Annotated in this window: 18 protein-coding genes; 11 read left to right on the forward strand and 7 right to left on the reverse strand. The window is 54.4% G+C overall.

Translation table 11 applies throughout. The features are described 5' to 3' along the window. Positions 1-23: 23 nt before the first annotated feature. Entirely contained in the window at positions 24-317 is a 294-nt protein-coding gene (locus tag ACTG2O_RS14060; protein ID WP_439976101.1) for an HNH endonuclease, read from the reverse strand. Between the two features lie 21 nt (positions 318-338). On the opposite strand from ACTG2O_RS14060, the gene ACTG2O_RS14065 reads away from it, so the two are divergent. Next, complete coding sequence (locus ACTG2O_RS14065; protein ID WP_439976103.1) at positions 339-596, forward strand: hypothetical protein; 258 nt, start codon at positions 339-341, stop codon at positions 594-596. 55 nt (positions 597-651) lie between these two features. Here ACTG2O_RS14065 and ACTG2O_RS14070 read toward each other — a convergent pair whose 3' ends face one another. Then, a complete protein-coding gene (locus ACTG2O_RS14070; protein WP_439976105.1) occupies positions 652-1,953 on the reverse strand; it encodes a hypothetical protein in 1,302 nt (433 codons plus the stop codon). A gap of 155 nt (positions 1,954-2,108) precedes the next feature. Here ACTG2O_RS14070 and ACTG2O_RS14075 point away from each other — a divergent pair, with 155 nt between their 5' ends. The 6 genes from ACTG2O_RS14075 (at position 2,109) to ACTG2O_RS14100 (ending at position 6,499) form a co-directional block, all read left to right on the forward strand. Next, positions 2,109-3,329 (forward strand): phage protease, encoded by a 1,221-nt coding sequence (locus ACTG2O_RS14075; RefSeq protein WP_439976107.1) that lies wholly within the window; start codon positions 2,109-2,111, stop codon positions 3,327-3,329. Between the two features lie 80 nt (positions 3,330-3,409). Continuing rightward, entirely contained in the window at positions 3,410-4,318 is a 909-nt protein-coding gene (locus ACTG2O_RS14080) for a Mu-like prophage major head subunit gpT family protein (RefSeq protein WP_439976109.1), read from the forward strand. Between the two features lie 184 nt (positions 4,319-4,502). Beyond that, positions 4,503-4,880 (forward strand): Rho termination factor N-terminal domain-containing protein, encoded by a 378-nt coding sequence (locus ACTG2O_RS14085; RefSeq protein ID WP_439976111.1) that lies wholly within the window; start codon positions 4,503-4,505, stop codon positions 4,878-4,880. 1 nt (position 4,881) lies between these two features. Further along, positions 4,882-5,307: a gp436 family protein gene (locus ACTG2O_RS14090; protein WP_439976113.1), complete on the forward strand. Its 426-nt coding sequence runs from the start codon at positions 4,882-4,884 to the stop codon at positions 5,305-5,307. Further along, entirely contained in the window at positions 5,304-5,750 is a 447-nt protein-coding gene (locus ACTG2O_RS14095; RefSeq protein ID WP_257691485.1) for a phage tail terminator protein, read from the forward strand. Before ACTG2O_RS14090 ends, ACTG2O_RS14095 begins: the two co-directional genes overlap by 4 nt. Beyond that, positions 5,750-6,499: a hypothetical protein gene (locus ACTG2O_RS14100; protein ID WP_307772896.1), complete on the forward strand. Its 750-nt coding sequence runs from the start codon at positions 5,750-5,752 to the stop codon at positions 6,497-6,499. The genes ACTG2O_RS14095 and ACTG2O_RS14100 overlap by 1 nt, the downstream gene beginning before the upstream one ends. A 56-nt stretch (positions 6,500-6,555) precedes the next feature. Here ACTG2O_RS14100 and ACTG2O_RS14105 read toward each other — a convergent pair whose 3' ends face one another. From ACTG2O_RS14105 to ACTG2O_RS14115, 3 genes are all read right to left on the reverse strand, one after another. Then, positions 6,556-7,575 carry a hypothetical protein gene (locus tag ACTG2O_RS14105; RefSeq protein ID WP_439976116.1) on the reverse strand — a complete coding sequence of 340 codons (1,020 nt, stop codon included), beginning with the start codon at positions 7,573-7,575 and terminating at the stop codon, positions 6,556-6,558. Positions 7,576-7,742: 167 nt separating this feature from the next. Next, complete coding sequence (locus ACTG2O_RS14110; protein WP_439976118.1) at positions 7,743-8,129, reverse strand: hypothetical protein; 387 nt, start codon at positions 8,127-8,129, stop codon at positions 7,743-7,745. Then, the gene (locus ACTG2O_RS14115; protein ID WP_439976120.1) at positions 8,129-8,401 is read right to left on the reverse strand and encodes a hypothetical protein; all 273 of its coding nucleotides are present in this window, start codon (positions 8,399-8,401) and stop codon (positions 8,129-8,131) included. Before ACTG2O_RS14115 ends, ACTG2O_RS14110 begins: the two co-directional genes overlap by 1 nt. A gap of 442 nt (positions 8,402-8,843) precedes the next feature. On the opposite strand from ACTG2O_RS14115, the gene ACTG2O_RS14120 reads away from it, so the two are divergent. Next, on the forward strand, positions 8,844-8,987 hold the full coding sequence (locus ACTG2O_RS14120) for a hypothetical protein (protein ID WP_439976122.1): 144 nt from the start codon (positions 8,844-8,846) through the stop codon (positions 8,985-8,987). A gap of 120 nt (positions 8,988-9,107) precedes the next feature. On the opposite strand, the gene ACTG2O_RS14125 is transcribed toward ACTG2O_RS14120, so the two are convergent. Both ACTG2O_RS14125 and ACTG2O_RS14130 read right to left on the reverse strand, forming a co-directional pair. Further along, the gene (locus ACTG2O_RS14125) at positions 9,108-9,824 is read right to left on the reverse strand and encodes a hypothetical protein (RefSeq protein ID WP_148610715.1); all 717 of its coding nucleotides are present in this window, start codon (positions 9,822-9,824) and stop codon (positions 9,108-9,110) included. A 68-nt stretch (positions 9,825-9,892) separates the two neighbouring features. Next, positions 9,893-10,231 (reverse strand): hypothetical protein, encoded by a 339-nt coding sequence (locus ACTG2O_RS14130; RefSeq protein WP_098968960.1) that lies wholly within the window; start codon positions 10,229-10,231, stop codon positions 9,893-9,895. 309 nt (positions 10,232-10,540) lie between these two features. On the opposite strand from ACTG2O_RS14130, the gene ACTG2O_RS14135 reads away from it, so the two are divergent. The 3 genes from ACTG2O_RS14135 to ACTG2O_RS14145 are packed head-to-tail and all read left to right on the forward strand — an operon-like array spanning position 10,541 to position 15,791. Next, positions 10,541-11,836, forward strand: coding sequence for a hypothetical protein (locus ACTG2O_RS14135; protein ID WP_439976125.1), 1,296 nt, complete (start codon positions 10,541-10,543; stop codon positions 11,834-11,836). Further along, positions 11,833-12,201: a hypothetical protein gene (locus ACTG2O_RS14140; RefSeq protein ID WP_439976127.1), complete on the forward strand. Its 369-nt coding sequence runs from the start codon at positions 11,833-11,835 to the stop codon at positions 12,199-12,201. The genes ACTG2O_RS14135 and ACTG2O_RS14140 overlap by 4 nt, the downstream gene beginning before the upstream one ends. Next, positions 12,198-15,791, forward strand: coding sequence for a curculin (mannose-binding) lectin protein (locus ACTG2O_RS14145; RefSeq protein ID WP_439976129.1), 3,594 nt, complete (start codon positions 12,198-12,200; stop codon positions 15,789-15,791). Before ACTG2O_RS14140 ends, ACTG2O_RS14145 begins: the two co-directional genes overlap by 4 nt. The last annotated feature ends 14 nt before the right edge of the window (positions 15,792-15,805 follow it).

Below are 15,805 nucleotides of genomic sequence, written 5' to 3' on the forward strand. Positions count from 1 at the left end.
GCCATTGATGTGGTTAAACAGCCTTAAACACCATTGGTTTTGTTCCCCTTGACCTTGCTGGTGATCCCTTTCGGAAACCAGCCCCCTTTACCCACCCGAGCCCGCACCTTTTTCTGATACAGCTCAGGGGATAGCACCTTGGGCGTTTTGTGACGGGTGCCGTTGCAGTGCCGACAGGCGGCCACGATATTGGCGGGCTGGTTCGAGCCACCTTCGCCGCGTGGCTGCAGATGTTCCCCCGTGCACTGCAATAACCGGGCTTCGGCAGGAGTGAGGCGGTATTGCTGCATCAGTGCGTCAGGGGAGGCTTCCCACATCGGCAATCCACAATAGAAGCAGTGAAAGGATTGACGAACGGCAGCTTGGTGGCGTTGTTTGGCGATGTTACCCATGGTCGTGACCTCAATCAGTTTGATATTGAAGTCCGTGACGGTATGGATTGGATGGTGGCCGGACGGACTTCGGTTCAAGTTGAAGTCCCGTCGGCCTGTATAGGCTCAGAGCGGGTACTGACCGGCACAACCGGATCAGCCTTACACCGCTCACCTTACGATACAGCGGCAGTTGGATTATTAGCAGCTTTAAGTATAAAGTAAACAATTTATTAAGGGCCTTATAGATCAAGGCCCTTCGTGCACAGAATGTATTAATTTATTTGTATCGTTCTAGCTCGTACCGTTCCAATATAGTCCCCAATTCATCAGGTTCGAATAAGTTAGATTGTTTTACGAAATTTATAAACTGAGAGAAACCATTACTCCCTATTAAATCTGCTTCCTTTTGTTGAGGAAGTGATAATATCTTTTCAATATTTTCCTTTGTCAAAATGCCCTGTATAGGGTTGATTATATTTTCATATATTGAGTTGGCGTGTACCCAGTTTCGACATTCGCCATAAATATCTATTGCTCTATCAATTAGTAATGGGGCCAGTTCGTGGATGTTAATTCCATCAGCCAACCCTTTTTCGTCAAGCATTTTTATTTTCAGTTTTATATCATCTTCACATTCAGGATGTTGTATTAAAAATCTAAATAAAGGTAGCGTTTCTTTTACTTGTGCGTGTTTTACATATGTTATTATTTTGTCTTTGGAGGCAGTGGATAGGCTATTCCACAATGGCGGTATTTTTGTTGCCATAATGATGGCACCCTTTAAGTTTTCATCAGATACATCGCGAAAGATCTTATTTATTTGCTCTGACATTCTAATTTCAGTCGGTTCGCGATGGAGTTCTAATATAGCGTTGAGCGCAGGTATAACGTTCAGTTTAGCATAAAGAGGACTGTCATTTGATAAAAAGCCAAACATTAATTTATCAATGACGCCCTTTAATAGCGAAGCTGTTGGCTTAGCTAATTCACTTTCTGAAAGTTGTGCTTTTGCTTTCTCTGTATCGCGTGGGAAATATTGTGATGATATTAATGAAATTATTTTATTAATAGCAGACTTGCCTTGTACGGGTGGCTGTGAGAGGACATGTACAATAGCATTTCGAAGATGCATTCGAGCTTGCTCTGCTGATGGCTTATAAGGGCCATCTTCTCGATGAAATGATGGATGTGCACAACGGTGCCGATCTTCTCTTAGTCTTTGAAGATCTAGGTACTGCTGTTTGTCAAAAAATTGTAATTCATTCTTAGATATGTCGAGAATGTTGCGTTCAAATTCCAATGAGCTTTTTATAGCTTGTTCATTACCTTCATCAATTTGCTTTTGATAACTTTCAAAACCATCGATTATTCTTTTTGCTGCAGCATCTCCCGATATTGATAGCTCTCTTATTTTATCGATTAGGTCATAAACAATAGCTACCCACGTATTCACAATCACAGCTCTATAAGCCCCACCTCTATAGCATGAGACGGCCTCAGATATATACTCTTTTGCTTGTGTAGTTCTGCATCGCAAGACCATTTCATCTAAATCTACAAGTCTTTCTGGGCTGTACATATTTAAGTCTCTTATAACCTTTGATTTAAAATAAGGGGGGCTAAAAATTATAAAATGGCTATCAATATCAAAGAGTGATGTAAGTCACGAAATGAGGGCTATGACTGAAGCCATAAAATGGGAATTCTAACCCACCATAAACCCTACCCCCTTTCATGCCGCCGCACTATGGCGGCATGAACATATCCAAGACCCCATACTCCGCGCCTTTCGTGGCCATCCTCCAAGCCAACCCCGTCAGCGGGGAGCGGCTGGCAGTGCTCGATGCGCAACTTACTCCTCAAGGCGATGGCTGGTACCAACTGCTGCCGGTCGGCCCGTTCAAGGCCCGTGATGGTCGTCCGTTCGATGTGGCGAGTGGTCACTGGCAACTGGACGGACAGATCGCTGCTGCCCTGATTGCCCGAGCCAAAGCCCTTGGGCAAGACATCCTGATCGATTACGACCACCAGACCCTCAAGACTGACCAGAATGGCCAGCCAGCCCCTGCGGCCGGTTGGTACAACAGTGACGAGATTGCATGGCGCGAAGGGCAGGGGCTCTTTATCAAGCCGCGCTGGACGGAGCGGGCAGCGGCCCTGGTGGCTGCCAAAGAGTACCGATTCCTTTCTGCCGTCTTTCCCTATGACGCCCAGGGCCGCCCGCTGGAACTGCGGATGACCGCCATTACCAATGACCCCGGTGTGGTGGGCATGCAGGCGCTTGCCGCTTTGAGTGCATTACCCGCTTCAAGCCATATGTCTACCCAACCCGGCCAGCTGGCCACCTCATCCCATGTTGCACAACAGGAGAAATCCATGAACGAACACCTGATCGCGCTGCTCGGCAAACTCGGCATCCAGCCGGGTGCCGATGGCCAGTTTACCGCCGAGCAGGGGACTGCCGCTCTGGCTGCTCTGGATACCCTGCAGGCCAGCGCCAAGAAAGCACCAGAGCTGGAGGCGGCACTCACTGCCGAGAAGGCATCGCTGGCCGCGCTCAAGGCGACCGTCTCCACAGGGCAGGGGGGCCAGATTGACCTGGCCAAGTACGTACCGGTGGAGACCTATAACGCCCTGGTGACGGAAGTGGCCACCTTGAGCGCCAAGGTTGAGACCACGGATGCAGCGACCTTGATCAAGGAAGCCCGTACCCAGGGCAAGGTGGTGGCCGCAGAAGAGGAGTATCTGACCGCCTATGCCGCTCAGAAGGGGGTGGCTGCTCTCAAGGCGTTGCTGGAGCCCCGTCCGGCGATTGCGGCACTGGCTGCCAGCCAGACCACCCAGGTGACCCTGCCCGAGAAGAAGGGAGAGGCAGTGCTCTCGGCGGATGACAAGTATGCCGCCGATCAGCTCGGCATTTCCTATGAAGAGTTTGCCAAGGCAAAAGGCCGATAGGTTCGTTTAGCCGCGCAGCGGCGTAATCGGACGAATGCGACCGCCAGACCAACCTGTTTAACCAGAGAAGGAACACCCGTATGGCCATTGTTACTCCCGCGCTGTTGCAGGCCCTCTTCACCGGCTTCAAGAAGAACTTTGAAGACGCTAAGGGTGAAGCCCCAGCCCAGTACACCAAGATCGCTACCGTGATCAAATCGACCACCAAGTCCAACACCTATGGCTGGTTGGGCAAGTTCCCCAGTCTGCGCAAGTGGGTTGGTGATCGGGTGATCGAATCGATGAAGGCGCACGGTTACCAGATCGTCAACGAAGACTTCGAGGCCACCGTGGCGGTCGATCGCAACGATATCGAAGATGACGAGCTGGGTATCTATGCCCCCCTGTTTCAAGAGATGGGCCTGGCGGCGGGGATCCACCCCGACGAGCTCTGCTTTGGTCTGCTCGGTGCAGGCTTCACCACACCTTGCTATGACGGTCAGTATTTCTTCGACACCGATCACCCTGTCTATCCCAAGGCCGATGGCACGGGTACCCCTGTTCTGAGCGCCAACGTGGTGGTGGATGCCGGTTATCAGGGGGAGCCCTGGTTCCTGCTCGATACCAGCCGCGCCATCAAGCCGGTCATCTTCCAGGAGCGCAAGTCACCGCAGCTGATTGCCATGACCAAGATCGATGACGAAGCGGTATTCACCCGCAAGGAGTTCCGCTACGGGGTCGATTGCCGTGATGCCGCAGGCTTTGGCTTCTGGCAACTGGCCTTTGCCAACAAGCGGGCGCTGACCCCCGACAACCTGTGGGATTCCTTCTCCAGAATGCGGGAGTTTCAAGCCGATGGTGGCCGCAAGCTCGGGGTGAAGGCCACTCTGCTGGTGGTACCGCCCTCCCTTGAGAAGCTGGCGACCCAGATGCTGGAGCGAGAGCTGGCAAACAGCAGCAGCAACGAGCTTAAAGGCAAGTTGGAGCTGGTGGTGGCTGACTACCTCTAACCCTGCGTTGTGGCTGTTTAACCCCCGGTTTAAACAGCCTCTCTATCAGATTCGACGAGGACAACATGAGATGGAACAAGAGATGGAACTGGCTATTCGGGTCGGCATTCTTTGCAAAACAGGGTCAATGGTTCGTCAGAACTATTTCCGTGCGGGCCTACCGATTGTACCGGGCAAGTCTGAGATGGTTGTGTCGCCTGAGCAGTGCGCGACCCTGGAGAACGACCCGCGTCTGGTGGTCGTCCGGTTGGCTGAAGACGCCAGTCTTCAGGCAGGTGATGCACCATCGGCGCCTGGGGATCTGGACGCAACACTGGGCGTCCTGACCGGTTCGGACTATCTGGCCGGTGTTGCCACCCAGAATAGTGAAGCCACCCAGGCGGGCAAGGTCACGCCGCTGGCCGAGATGAAGGTCGATGAACTGCGCGAGCTGGCTGTGCAGATGGGTATCCCGGAGGCGGCCAAGCTCAAGAAGGCCGAACTGGTGACGGCGATCGCAGCGACCGACGTGCAATACCCGGTCAAGGATGAGCAGTCATCTGGCCAGAACGGAGAGCAGTGATATGTATGCCAGCGTCAATGACATGGTGATCCGCTTTGGCGAGGCCGAATTGCTGCGCCTGGCCATGACGCCGACCGGTGAGCTGGATCAGGCGGCCATCACCATCGCCCTGCAGGATGCAAGCGCCTTGATCGATGGCTATCTGGCGGGTCGCTATCCCTTGCCGCTGGCCCATATCCCGAGTGCCTTGGTACCTATCTGCGCCGATATCGCCCGTCACCGTCTTTATGGTGAACAGGCACCGGAGCAGATAGCCAAGCGCAACGAGGCGGCCCTGGCTTTTCTGAAATCGGTTGGCAAGGGGGAGCTGGCGCTGGGGTTGGCATCCGATGGGGCCACCCTTGAGAGCCAGAATCTGGCTCAACTGCAGTCGGATGGGCGCGTCTTTGGCCGGAGTCAGGGGCGCGACAAGGGGGGCTTTCTATGAGTCAACCCGCCAACCAGTCTGGTACCGAACTCGACTACCTGCAGGCGGGCGAGCGGCTGCGAGAGCTGCTGGCCCCACTGAAAACGAAAGGGCTCAAGGAGGTGTTTGTGGCCACCGATGTGGCGGCCATCGCCAATCTGGGCCAGCACAGTCCGTCGGTGCATGTGGTCTATCAGGGCGAACGTGAGAGCGAAGGCACCCAGTCAGGCCGGGCTAGCAGCTTTGATCAGCTCTGGTTGCTGGTGCTGGTGCATCGCGCCAGCCCCAAGGAGGTCGGTGCCGGAGTGTGGCTTGGCCGCATCCTGCAGGCCGTCAGCGGGCGAGCATGTGGTGACAGTACCTTTCGCCGGGTCACCCCACCGGTCAAACCCAGTTACAGCGGCGGTGCTGCCTATCTGCCGCTTGCCTTTACTACCCGAGTGAAATTCAAAGGAGAGCGATGATGAGCGAAACACTGCACTTGGAAGGGGATCTCTTTATCGAGACCTTTGTGAACGGGCTCTCGGCCGGGGTGATTGGCCCCATCGATGTGGATAGCCTGGAGGTGAAACCCGACAGCCAGAAGATCTCCATTCCCAGCAAGCGCAAGGGGCAATACGGTCAGGCGCGGGAGAACTACCACATTCCCAAGCCTGCCATGGTCACCATAAAGACCACCGAGATCCCGCCCGTGCTGCTGGCCGCCGCCTTTATGGGTCTGGAGAGCCCCATCAATCAGGGGGCCGGGACGCTGACTGATCTGCCGGTTATTCTGCCCGCCTGGCCGAAGTGGGCACAGCTGGGCAAGAGCAATATTGCCGCAACGGGTCTGGCCATTAAGGAAGGGGCCACCGCGCTGGTGGTGGGTACCGATATCGAGGTCAACTATGCGCTCGGGCTGGTGAGGGCGGTGAAAGGTAGCTCGGTAGCCGATGGCGGCAGCCTGACTGTCAGCGGTACCTATAATGCGGTGACCGGTACCCGCATCGCGGGCAACATCCAGCCGGAGATCAAGGCGCGGCTGCTGCTAGATGGCCGCAGTATCGTCAGCGGCGAGGCCATCAAACTGACGGTGCCCCGTGCCAGCTTGTCCCCCAAAAAGGCGGTGGACTTTATGAGCGACAAGCCCATCGAGATCGAGCTGGAGGGGGAGTTGCTGGCCGTGGATGGCGAGACCGCCCCCTTCTATGTAGATAGACCGGTGACAGTGTGATGATAGGGGGGATCAGGGAATGATAAACGGCGGGGAGACCCGCCGTTTTTTGTTGGTCAAAAAAGACCAAGAAATAAGTTTCGTGTTATCGTCTTGTTTTTAATGTTTTTTCTCCCTTCAAGGCTTATGGTTTTTTTATCGGCACGAATAAATGTTACGCCAGATACTTTAATATGACCAAATAACCATATCTTAAATTTTCCAGAAATATTTGTTTCGCCAAAAATTTCACAATGTTCATCAATATGAAAAAGACCATCAATTTTGGCGTAATCATAGATACGAACACGGCCGTTTATTGACCCTGAACCAACTATGTGAGAGTTCCCGTATATCCTGGCTGAATTTTTAATGAAGAGTGAACTCTCTTTTTTATCTTTCTTTTTAGCCTCTATTACTGCATTGCCAAAAATCTCAGTATCATCAAGGATAAATAATGTGGCTTCGTCTAAAAAAATGTTATCTGGTTTTACCTGTCCTCGCAATATACTTCGACCATATATCCTTGGGGAATGCTCAATAGATACACCTTTATCTATTATTGCATTTTCATATATATGTGGGGCACCATCTATCATAACCCCCTGAAGCCGAGAGTTACCATAAATACGTAGCTTTTGCTGAGTATAATGCTCAGAATATCTGCCATCTCCAGTTATACGAGAGTTAGATATTTTTGCATTGTCACAAATAGTTGACTCACCATTGATCGAACTTTTAATGATCTCGGCATTACCAAAAATCTCAGATGTACCACCTATATCTGAGCTGTTGATGGTTGCGTTGTCATAAATTTTGCACACTCCATTGATGGTAGAATAGCCAGTTATTTTGGCATTTCCACTGACTATAGCCTTTTCAGATACTGTGGAATCGTCATCATATATCCAGCACAAGCCATCTTGTGATAAATTCAATTCACTTTCAATCCAGCCACCAAGATCCCCTTTTTTTATATCATTAAAATCTATTAATGCCTTAATTCTATATAGCTTGAATTGGATTTCGTCTTTGCCTATCCATCGAGTTTTATTTTTACTCTCATTTGTTAGTTTGTATTTTTTAATATAAGGCATTGTTCAATAGCTCTCAGTGATATGGCAATTTATAATTGCCAGGTAGTATTATGATTGCTAAATTAAATTAGTGTGAAATAAACGAAGTTTAATCAGGTTAGCCTATATAAGAGTATCACTAACTAGATCGTTAAAACGGCGGGGAGACCCGCCGTCCTCATTTATAATTAGTTTCTTTCAAAGCGTTGCTCGATGAGATTCATCTGTGTCGCTATCGATGTTGCTCTTGAACGATGAGTTAACTTTTCCTTATGGGCGAAGTAGAGAGATAAAAATCCTGTGATTGCACATACACAACAGACAGCCCAAGAAATAACACTATTCATTTTTTCTGCATCCGAGATAGTGCCAGTTAAAATGGATGTAAGTATTGCTAGTGCTGCACCAAGTAGTAATGAACCGATCATCTGGATCAGCCAAGGTTCAGTTGTTAGTGTTTCTATCTGTCTTTTTAGTTCATCCCACTCGTTACATGGGATTGGAAGCGCTTTATCATTCTTGGGAGTGAGAACTTCCAACCCTTGTGACATTTTAAATCCAGTATTGGCCGTCATTATGCCTTCTCTCGAGTTGGAGAAGGTGATTCCGGTTCCACTACCCCTGCGATGATTGCATTCACCAAAATAGTATGACCACAGTTTTCACACGAGACAGGAATAACTGGAATCAACGGCCCACCCATTACAAGATTTCCTCCGTGAAACTCCATAAGTTGGAACGTATTGTCAGGTACATTCCACGGGCCAGAATTACACATTGGGCATCCTCGACCTTTCCATTTATTTGAAAGGAAAGAAATGATTTTTTTTGAATCAAATTTTGACATTCTTATCTCCTGGTTATAATTTTGGTAGAACTAGTTTTAGTATTGATGGCTTCGGAAAAATAAAAATCCATATGCATTAATAGTTAATTGTTAAATAAGAACTCTTGTTGTAATCAAATATTGTTCAACTGGAATCATTTGAGCATGATATCAACGTTTCCTGTACTGGAGCTTAATGAGTTAATCGGTGTTTAATTTGTAATCTTAAATACGCGGTGGATTAATTTTTTACATTTCTTCAATGTGTATTTTAATTAAGTTAAAGTTGTGCTTTTGATTGGGGTTTAATCCTGAGTGATAAAATTTAAAGCATAACTTATCAGCTATCGAATGGTTAAATTCATGCGTTTGTTCTGTGATATGTATTAGTAACCTGTAATAAATCCATCCATTCAACGATTTTCTCACAATAGGGCATATCTGAATCTGATCGGAATGCTCCATGTCCACCTCTACCACCCTCAAACTTGCCCTGGAGCTGGCAGCCAAGGTCACTGGCCGGGAAGAGCTTGCTGCGCTGGCGGGTGAGGTTTGGCGAATGTCCGATTACGCCTGCCGGCTAATCGCACCTACGCCCACTCCCTGACAAACTGCCGCCGAAACGGCGCAGCTGCTGGCCACCGTTAACGGTAGCCAGCGGCTTACAAGAGGGGAATAAACAAGCAGAGGGGTTTGCCGCTATCGATGGTCGCGGCAACAATAGGGGTCAGCGTAAAAGAAACAGGATATGGCGTTTGTCGTCGTGTTCTGCATAATCGACGACATCAAACTTGCTGCTGCTCTCTTGGGTGATTTGCTGGTGGGTTAACCCGGTCAGGCACCAGGGTTTGAAGCTGCCCGGTTTGATGGGGTAGCCGAGATAGCCGCGAATGGACTGACGCTGTGCGTCGTAAACTTCAATACATTGTGAGGTGAGTTGATTGATACCAATCAACCAGAGCAGTGCCCCACTCAGGGTTTGCATATCATCACTGACCACGCAGCCATATTTTCCCCGCAGATATTGATACACTTGTCGGGCAAGGCCGCTGCGGTAATCCGGGTCGATAAAGGCGCCACGGATTTGAATACCCTGTTGATCTTGTGCTTCTGCATTGATGGGCAACTGTACCGGGTTATAAACAAAGCGGCCCACAACAGTATCGTTGCCGGTGCGGGCATCTGCGACAGAGGCTAGCAGCTCTTCCTCGCTCCACTGGCTGTCATCTTCGATAGCATCGGTCAGCCACTCATCCACCCCCAGCTCGGTTACCACCAGACAGCATGAAAAGTCGCTGTCGTCGCTCATGCGATATTCAGTCAGCGCCAGTATTGCCAATCTGCGTCGGGCGATCATGAAGTGCTGAAAGGTCACCTCATTTGTCATGCCTTCGGGGTCGGTATCGAGTTGTTTGCGGTAGGTCTGAACCAGATTGGGGGCCATAGTCTTCCCGGACTTGTCTCAAAAATAAAAAAGCCTGATTCAGAGATCAGGCTTTTACCACTCTTTGTTTATGCCAGCAGTTGCAGCTCTTGGGTCAGCGCTTCGTTGACTGCGCATTTTACCGCTTCGTCAAAACGTGAGTTAACTCTGTGGTGACTCGACGGTTTGACGGCATAACGGAGCTTGTCATTCTTGACCAACAGCTCTGCGATCGGTTCGATGTAGTAGCTTTCGGCACTGCTGTCGTTGCGCTTGGTTTCAAACTCATCACGCCACAGCACTATGTATCTTGGCTGATTGTATCTGGTGATATCACGGCGGATCTGGATGGGGCGCGGAAAGCTGTTATCGCTGACCTCTTTCACCACTTCAGTTTTTTGCAGTAAAGAGTGCATCGAGATTGTCATGTTGCACCTCCTTTGTTGCCGTGCCTGACAGTTGGTTGGTCACTCAGCCTCTTCTTGGCGCTAAGCTTGCCAGCAAGCTTAGCGCCAAGAAGAGGCTGAGTACACACGAATTCGCTTGTAAACCATACAAATATTGGCTGTTAACCATCCCTTTATGCAGGGATGGAGTGGCAAAATATCACACATCCTTCCTTTCATTCTAGCGTTTCACCTCCTTGTGGCGCTCTTTTTTTAATCCACCATAACCCCTTGGCATCGCCTTGCATGGGCAGAATGAGCATGTCTGTTCACTGATTGGTAAGGCTGCCCATGTCAGACCCCCGAACCCTCAAACTCGCGCTGGAGCTGGTTGCCCGTGTTGTTGGCCGCGAAGAGCTGCAAGGGCTACTGACCGAGCTGGAGGCCCTTGGCCCCGGCAGTGCACAGGCGGCCACGGCAACGGCCACCTTGACCGACGCGCAGGAGGCATTGCAGCAGAGCCTGCCCGAGAGTGGCGAACTGCTGGCCCAATCCACCCCCCAGTGGCAGGACTGGGGCCAGCAGTTGGCTGCGGTGGTCGAGACCCTGTTGCTACTGGACAGTCGCTCCACCCAGGCCGCGCAGCGCATGGTGAGCGAGCAGCAGTTGATGGGGCAAGCCATCCGCCAAAGTGTCGATGGGGCGGCAGAACTGGCCAAGGCGTTTGAGGCGTTGGGGCTGGATTTCGAACGGGCCAATGGTCGTATCGGTGCGGGCTTTCAGAAGACCATTGGCGCCCTGGATGTATTGGTGGCGCACACGGGGGCCAGTAGTGCCGCCATCGAGGAGGCGCTGGCTGCCGCCTACAACAGCGCCAAGACCACCGCCGAGATCGATGCGGTGATCGCGCGTCAGAAGCAACTGGCCGCCCAGGGCAAAATCACCGGGGATGCGCTGGCTCGTTCCATGGCCATCGCCGCTGATGCCATGGCCAAGGTGAAAGGGGGGAGTGGCGATACCAAGCAGGCCGTCGCGGCCATTGGTGATGGCTTTGACGAGGCCGCCGCACGGGCCAAAGGCGCTACTGATGCGATGCGTGCGGGGCTTAAAGGGGTTCAGGATGAAGCCAAACAGACGAATGTCAGCCTCACCAGTAGCGGTGGGGGCGGTGGTCGAGGCGATATCACCCGCACCGTGAACGCCGGTTCCTTCTACTACAAGAGCGTGGATATCAACAACCTGCGTGGCAATGCCGAGGGGCTGGCCAATACCCTGGCCGGAGTGGAGGTGGAGCTGGCCCGCTACAGCCAGAAGGTCAAGGACATTCCGGCCTATAGCGAGTGGAGCAAGTATTACGGCGAGAAGTTCCAAAAAGAGATGGAGGTGATGCAGGCCCGCCTCAAAGAGGAGCTCAACAAAGCGTTGGCCAAGGAGAGTGCCAAAACCAATCAGGCCGCCGCCCAGCTACCAGTCCCAACTGCAGAGCTATCTACCCCCAGCACCAACACCCCAGGGACACGCAGGCCCTTGTCCGAGCGGATCACCATCGAGCTCAAAGGGGCAGGGGGCTCGGCCGAACTGCAGGCCGATGAGGCCAATGCGAATGCCTTTATCAACATTCTTAAACAGCAAGGACTTCGCCAATGAACGTGACCTTAAACAGCGTGCTGCTGCCAGATGATCTGGTCTGGCGCGACGAGTTCGAGTGGGCGCCGGTCGAGCAGGTGGTGACCCCGACCTTGAGTGGCGCCCTGTTGGTGGAGGAGACCGCCAAGCCCGAGGGGCGGCCGCTGACCCTGACCGGGCATTGCTCCCGCGCCAAGGTGCAGGAGCTCAAGGTGCTGGAGGCGCAGGTGGCCCAGCTGATGACGTTGACCCTGCTGGATGGCGTGGCCCGCACCGTGGTGTGGCGCCGCCCTGGTGTGGTGGCCATGCCACTGATCGAGATGGCCGACCCGGAAGGGGGCGACCCCTATGCCTTGACCCTGAATCTCACTGAGGTAACCCCATGACCATTCTCTCTGGCGATATCGTGCTGTTGGCCAGCCAGCGCCTGGTTGATACCGATGACGGCGGTGGTCGCATCACTGGCCGCGAGATCATCAGCGGCAACCATAACAGCCTGTTCCCTGACGTCAGCGATATGGATCGGGCCTATGGCACCGTGAATATGCGCAAGGCGTTTCTGGCGGTGCAGACGGACGACACCGACACCTACTATGGCGCCAATGCCATGGTGCTGCTGCCGCCCAGTGACCCCAGCGTCAACCTGACGCTGATGACCACCAAAGACCACAACGACACCAGAGGCAACGCCCGCAACACCCTGGAGCGCTATCAGGCCCGAGGCCCAAAGTGGCAGGGGGTGCTCTACGATACCCAGCTGGAAGGGCAGCGGGCGATCCGCATCCTGCAACGGGTAGAGGTGCGGTTGCCGGAAGTCGGGGAGGTGCTGGTGCTGGTCGGCAACGAAGGGAAGGGGAACGAGGTTGAGCAGTATGTACGGGTTGACCGGGTAACTGCCGAGCTGCGCAAGTTCGGGGTGGCTGGCTACCAGGGCGAGTTCACCCGCAACGTGGTCACCTGCGTGATCACTGACCCGCTGCGCCACACCTTTGAAGGGGAGCAACCCAGCCCCTATGACCAGGCAACCACCAAGACCACCCTGCGGGAAACCGTGGTGGCCGATGCCGCCAACTACTTTTCGACCACCAAGCTGGTCGCGGATGCGGCGCTGGGGGCAATGCGGGTGCAGGCCAAGACCATTTTCACTCAGCTGGTACCCAGTGCTCGCAGTGAAACCCCTGTGGTCGATCTGACCGCTGCCGGTGAGCTGGGCGCCTTGCTGGAATCCGGGGTGGGCAGTCCCCACACCTTCACCACCACCTCACCGGTCAGCCCCAGTCAGGGGCTGTTCCTGGGGATTGGTGCCATGCCGGGCAGCGTATCGGTCACCATCGGTGCGGCAGTGATCACCGACAAGGGGGGCGAGCTGTTCCTGGTCGGTACCGTGGTGGGGGCTATCGACTACGGGCGCGGCCTGCTGACCTTCAACAGCCAGTGCCCGAACTATGGCGCGGCCAGCAAAACCGTGAGCTTTCGCCCGGCAGTGATGCCATCGCGCATCGCTGACACGGCCCAGATCCAGATCGCCGCCAACAACCGGGGCTATGCCTATACCGCGACCCTGCTGCCCACCCCTTGCCCCGGTTCGCTGACCGTCAGCTATCTGGCCCAGGGCAAATGGTATGACCTGAAAGACAACGGGCGCGGGGAGCTGTTTGGCCAGGACAAATCCTATGGCTCTGGCTTGCTCAACTTCACCACCGGCTCTGTGGTGCTGACCCTGGGGGCGCTGCCGGATGTGAACAGCGCGATCATGTTCAGCTGGGGCACCAAGGTCTCTTACCTCAACCGCGCCAGCATGGTGCTGGATCCGGTGCAGCTGGCCCATAAGTTGGCCCATGAGGGGATTACCCCAAACAGCCTGACCCTGACCTGGCAAGCCGGTGGCGCGACCAAAACCGCCATCGACAACGGGGCGGGCCAGCTGACCGGCGATGCCACCGGCACCATCAATTATGTAACCGGCGATCTGGCCCTGCGGGTGGCGACCCTGCCGGATGGCGGTCAGGAGTACCAGGTTGTTTACCAGTACGGCGACCCGGACACCCAACGCTTTGACTACCCGGCCCGCAACCCGGACGGGACGATCACCCTGCAGCTGACCAAGCAGAACCTGACCCCAAGAATGGTCTCGCTGCGCTGGAATGCTCTTTATGAGGATGTGAAGGACGACACCGAACTGGTGATCGCTACCCGTGACCCTATCATCAGTGTGCGCGACAACGGCGCGGGCAAGCTGCTGGATGCGGCAGGGGTGGAGCGGGGTACCGTCAACTACAGCAGCGGCCAGATCGTGATCCAACCCGATGGCCAGGGTGGCATTCCGAAAACTCGCTATGAGTGGCGAACTATCGGCACCTATGGCGATGGTCACGGCAACACCATTGCCCGCCAGCGCTGGACGTTGGTTGAAATCTACTACGTGCAGGCCGCTTACCTGTTCCCGGTGGACGACAGTGGTTGGGTCGAGGTGGAGTACCGCAGCAACAATGCAAGCCAAGCGGGCCAAGACACCGTGACAGCCACCCCGCTGGTGCTGGATATCACCCCGCGCAACGGCGAGGCGATCCTGGCCAACTCAGTGCGCTTTGCGCTGGGCGGGTCGGTCTACGTGGACAGGCAGGGGATCCTCTATCGCAACATCGACCCCGCCACCGGGGCCGGTGAGCAGGCCGGGACACTGGATTACGCCACCGGCAAGGCGACCGTGACGGTCTGGAACCCCGGCGCGGCGCCCGTGCCTGCCCTGAGTTCGCTGGTCACCAGCCTGGTGGCCCAGACGGTGGACGAGGTGACATTCAGAACGCCGGGGGCACCCATTGCGCCATCCAGCCTCTACCTGAGCGGCAACACCGCAGACGGGCGCCGGTTTGAGGTGACCGCCAACGGCGATGGCACCATCACCAGCCAGGATGTAACCGGCAAGGTGGACTATCAGACCGGAGTGGTATCGGTACGCTTTGGCCGCCTGGTGACGGCGGCGGGCAACGAGAGTAAACCCTGGTACGACCCGGATAGGGTGGTCGATGGCAAGATCTGGCGCCCCTTGTCGGTGGTGGCTGACACCATCCGGTTTAATGCGGTGGTCTATAGCTATCTGCCGCTCGATGCGGATCTGATCAAGCTGGATCCGGTGCGCCTGCCATCCGATGGCCGGGTGCCCTTCATTCGCAAGGGGTACATCGTGGTGGTGCATTCCACCAAGCGCAGCGCCTTCCCCATGGGGGTGCAGGCCGGGCAGCAGCTCAACACCGGGCGGGAACGGCTGGCCTATTGCCGGGTGGAGGACAAGAACGGCAAGGAGCTGGCGCCTCAGCTCTACAGCGTCAACATGAACAGTGGGATAGTGACCTTGGCCAGCCCACTTAGTCTGACCGGCTATGTGGAGCCGCTGAGCGTGGTTCACCGGGTCGAGGATATGAGCCTGGCCACTGATGTGGAGATCTCGGGCCGCATCACCCTGGCACGCCCCCTCAGTCACAACTATGAGGCGGCGGATACCCTGGTCTCCAGCGCCCTGATCATCGGTGACCTGTGGGCCCGCTATGGGGCGCTGTTCGACCAACGCACCTGGACAAATAACTGGTCTGATTTTCTGATTGGCGACCCCTGCACGGCGGAATACAACGACACGGATTTCCCGATCGTGGTGACCAACCGGGCGACCCTGCAAGAGCGATGGGCCATCATCTTCCAGACCTCCACCACGTTTATTTTGGTCGGCGAGCATGTGGGCCAAATTGCGGTGGGGGACGTGAATACCGACTTTGCCCCCATCAACCCCAACAACGGCCAGCCCTATTTCAGGCTTGACCGCCGTGGCTGGGGGGCCGGGTGGGCTGCGGGCAACGTGCTGCGGTTTAACACCTACGCCGCCAATTACCCGATCTGGTTTATCCGCACCATCTTGCAGTCGGTGGCTGCGGTGGATACCGACCGTTTCGAGGCCCAGCTCAGGGGCAACGTCAACCGTTAACCGGTGAGGCGTTG

Source organism: Aeromonas sp. 61P (genome assembly GCF_051919545.1).
In the GTDB taxonomy this organism is placed as follows: domain Bacteria; phylum Pseudomonadota; class Gammaproteobacteria; order Enterobacterales; family Aeromonadaceae; genus Aeromonas; species Aeromonas veronii.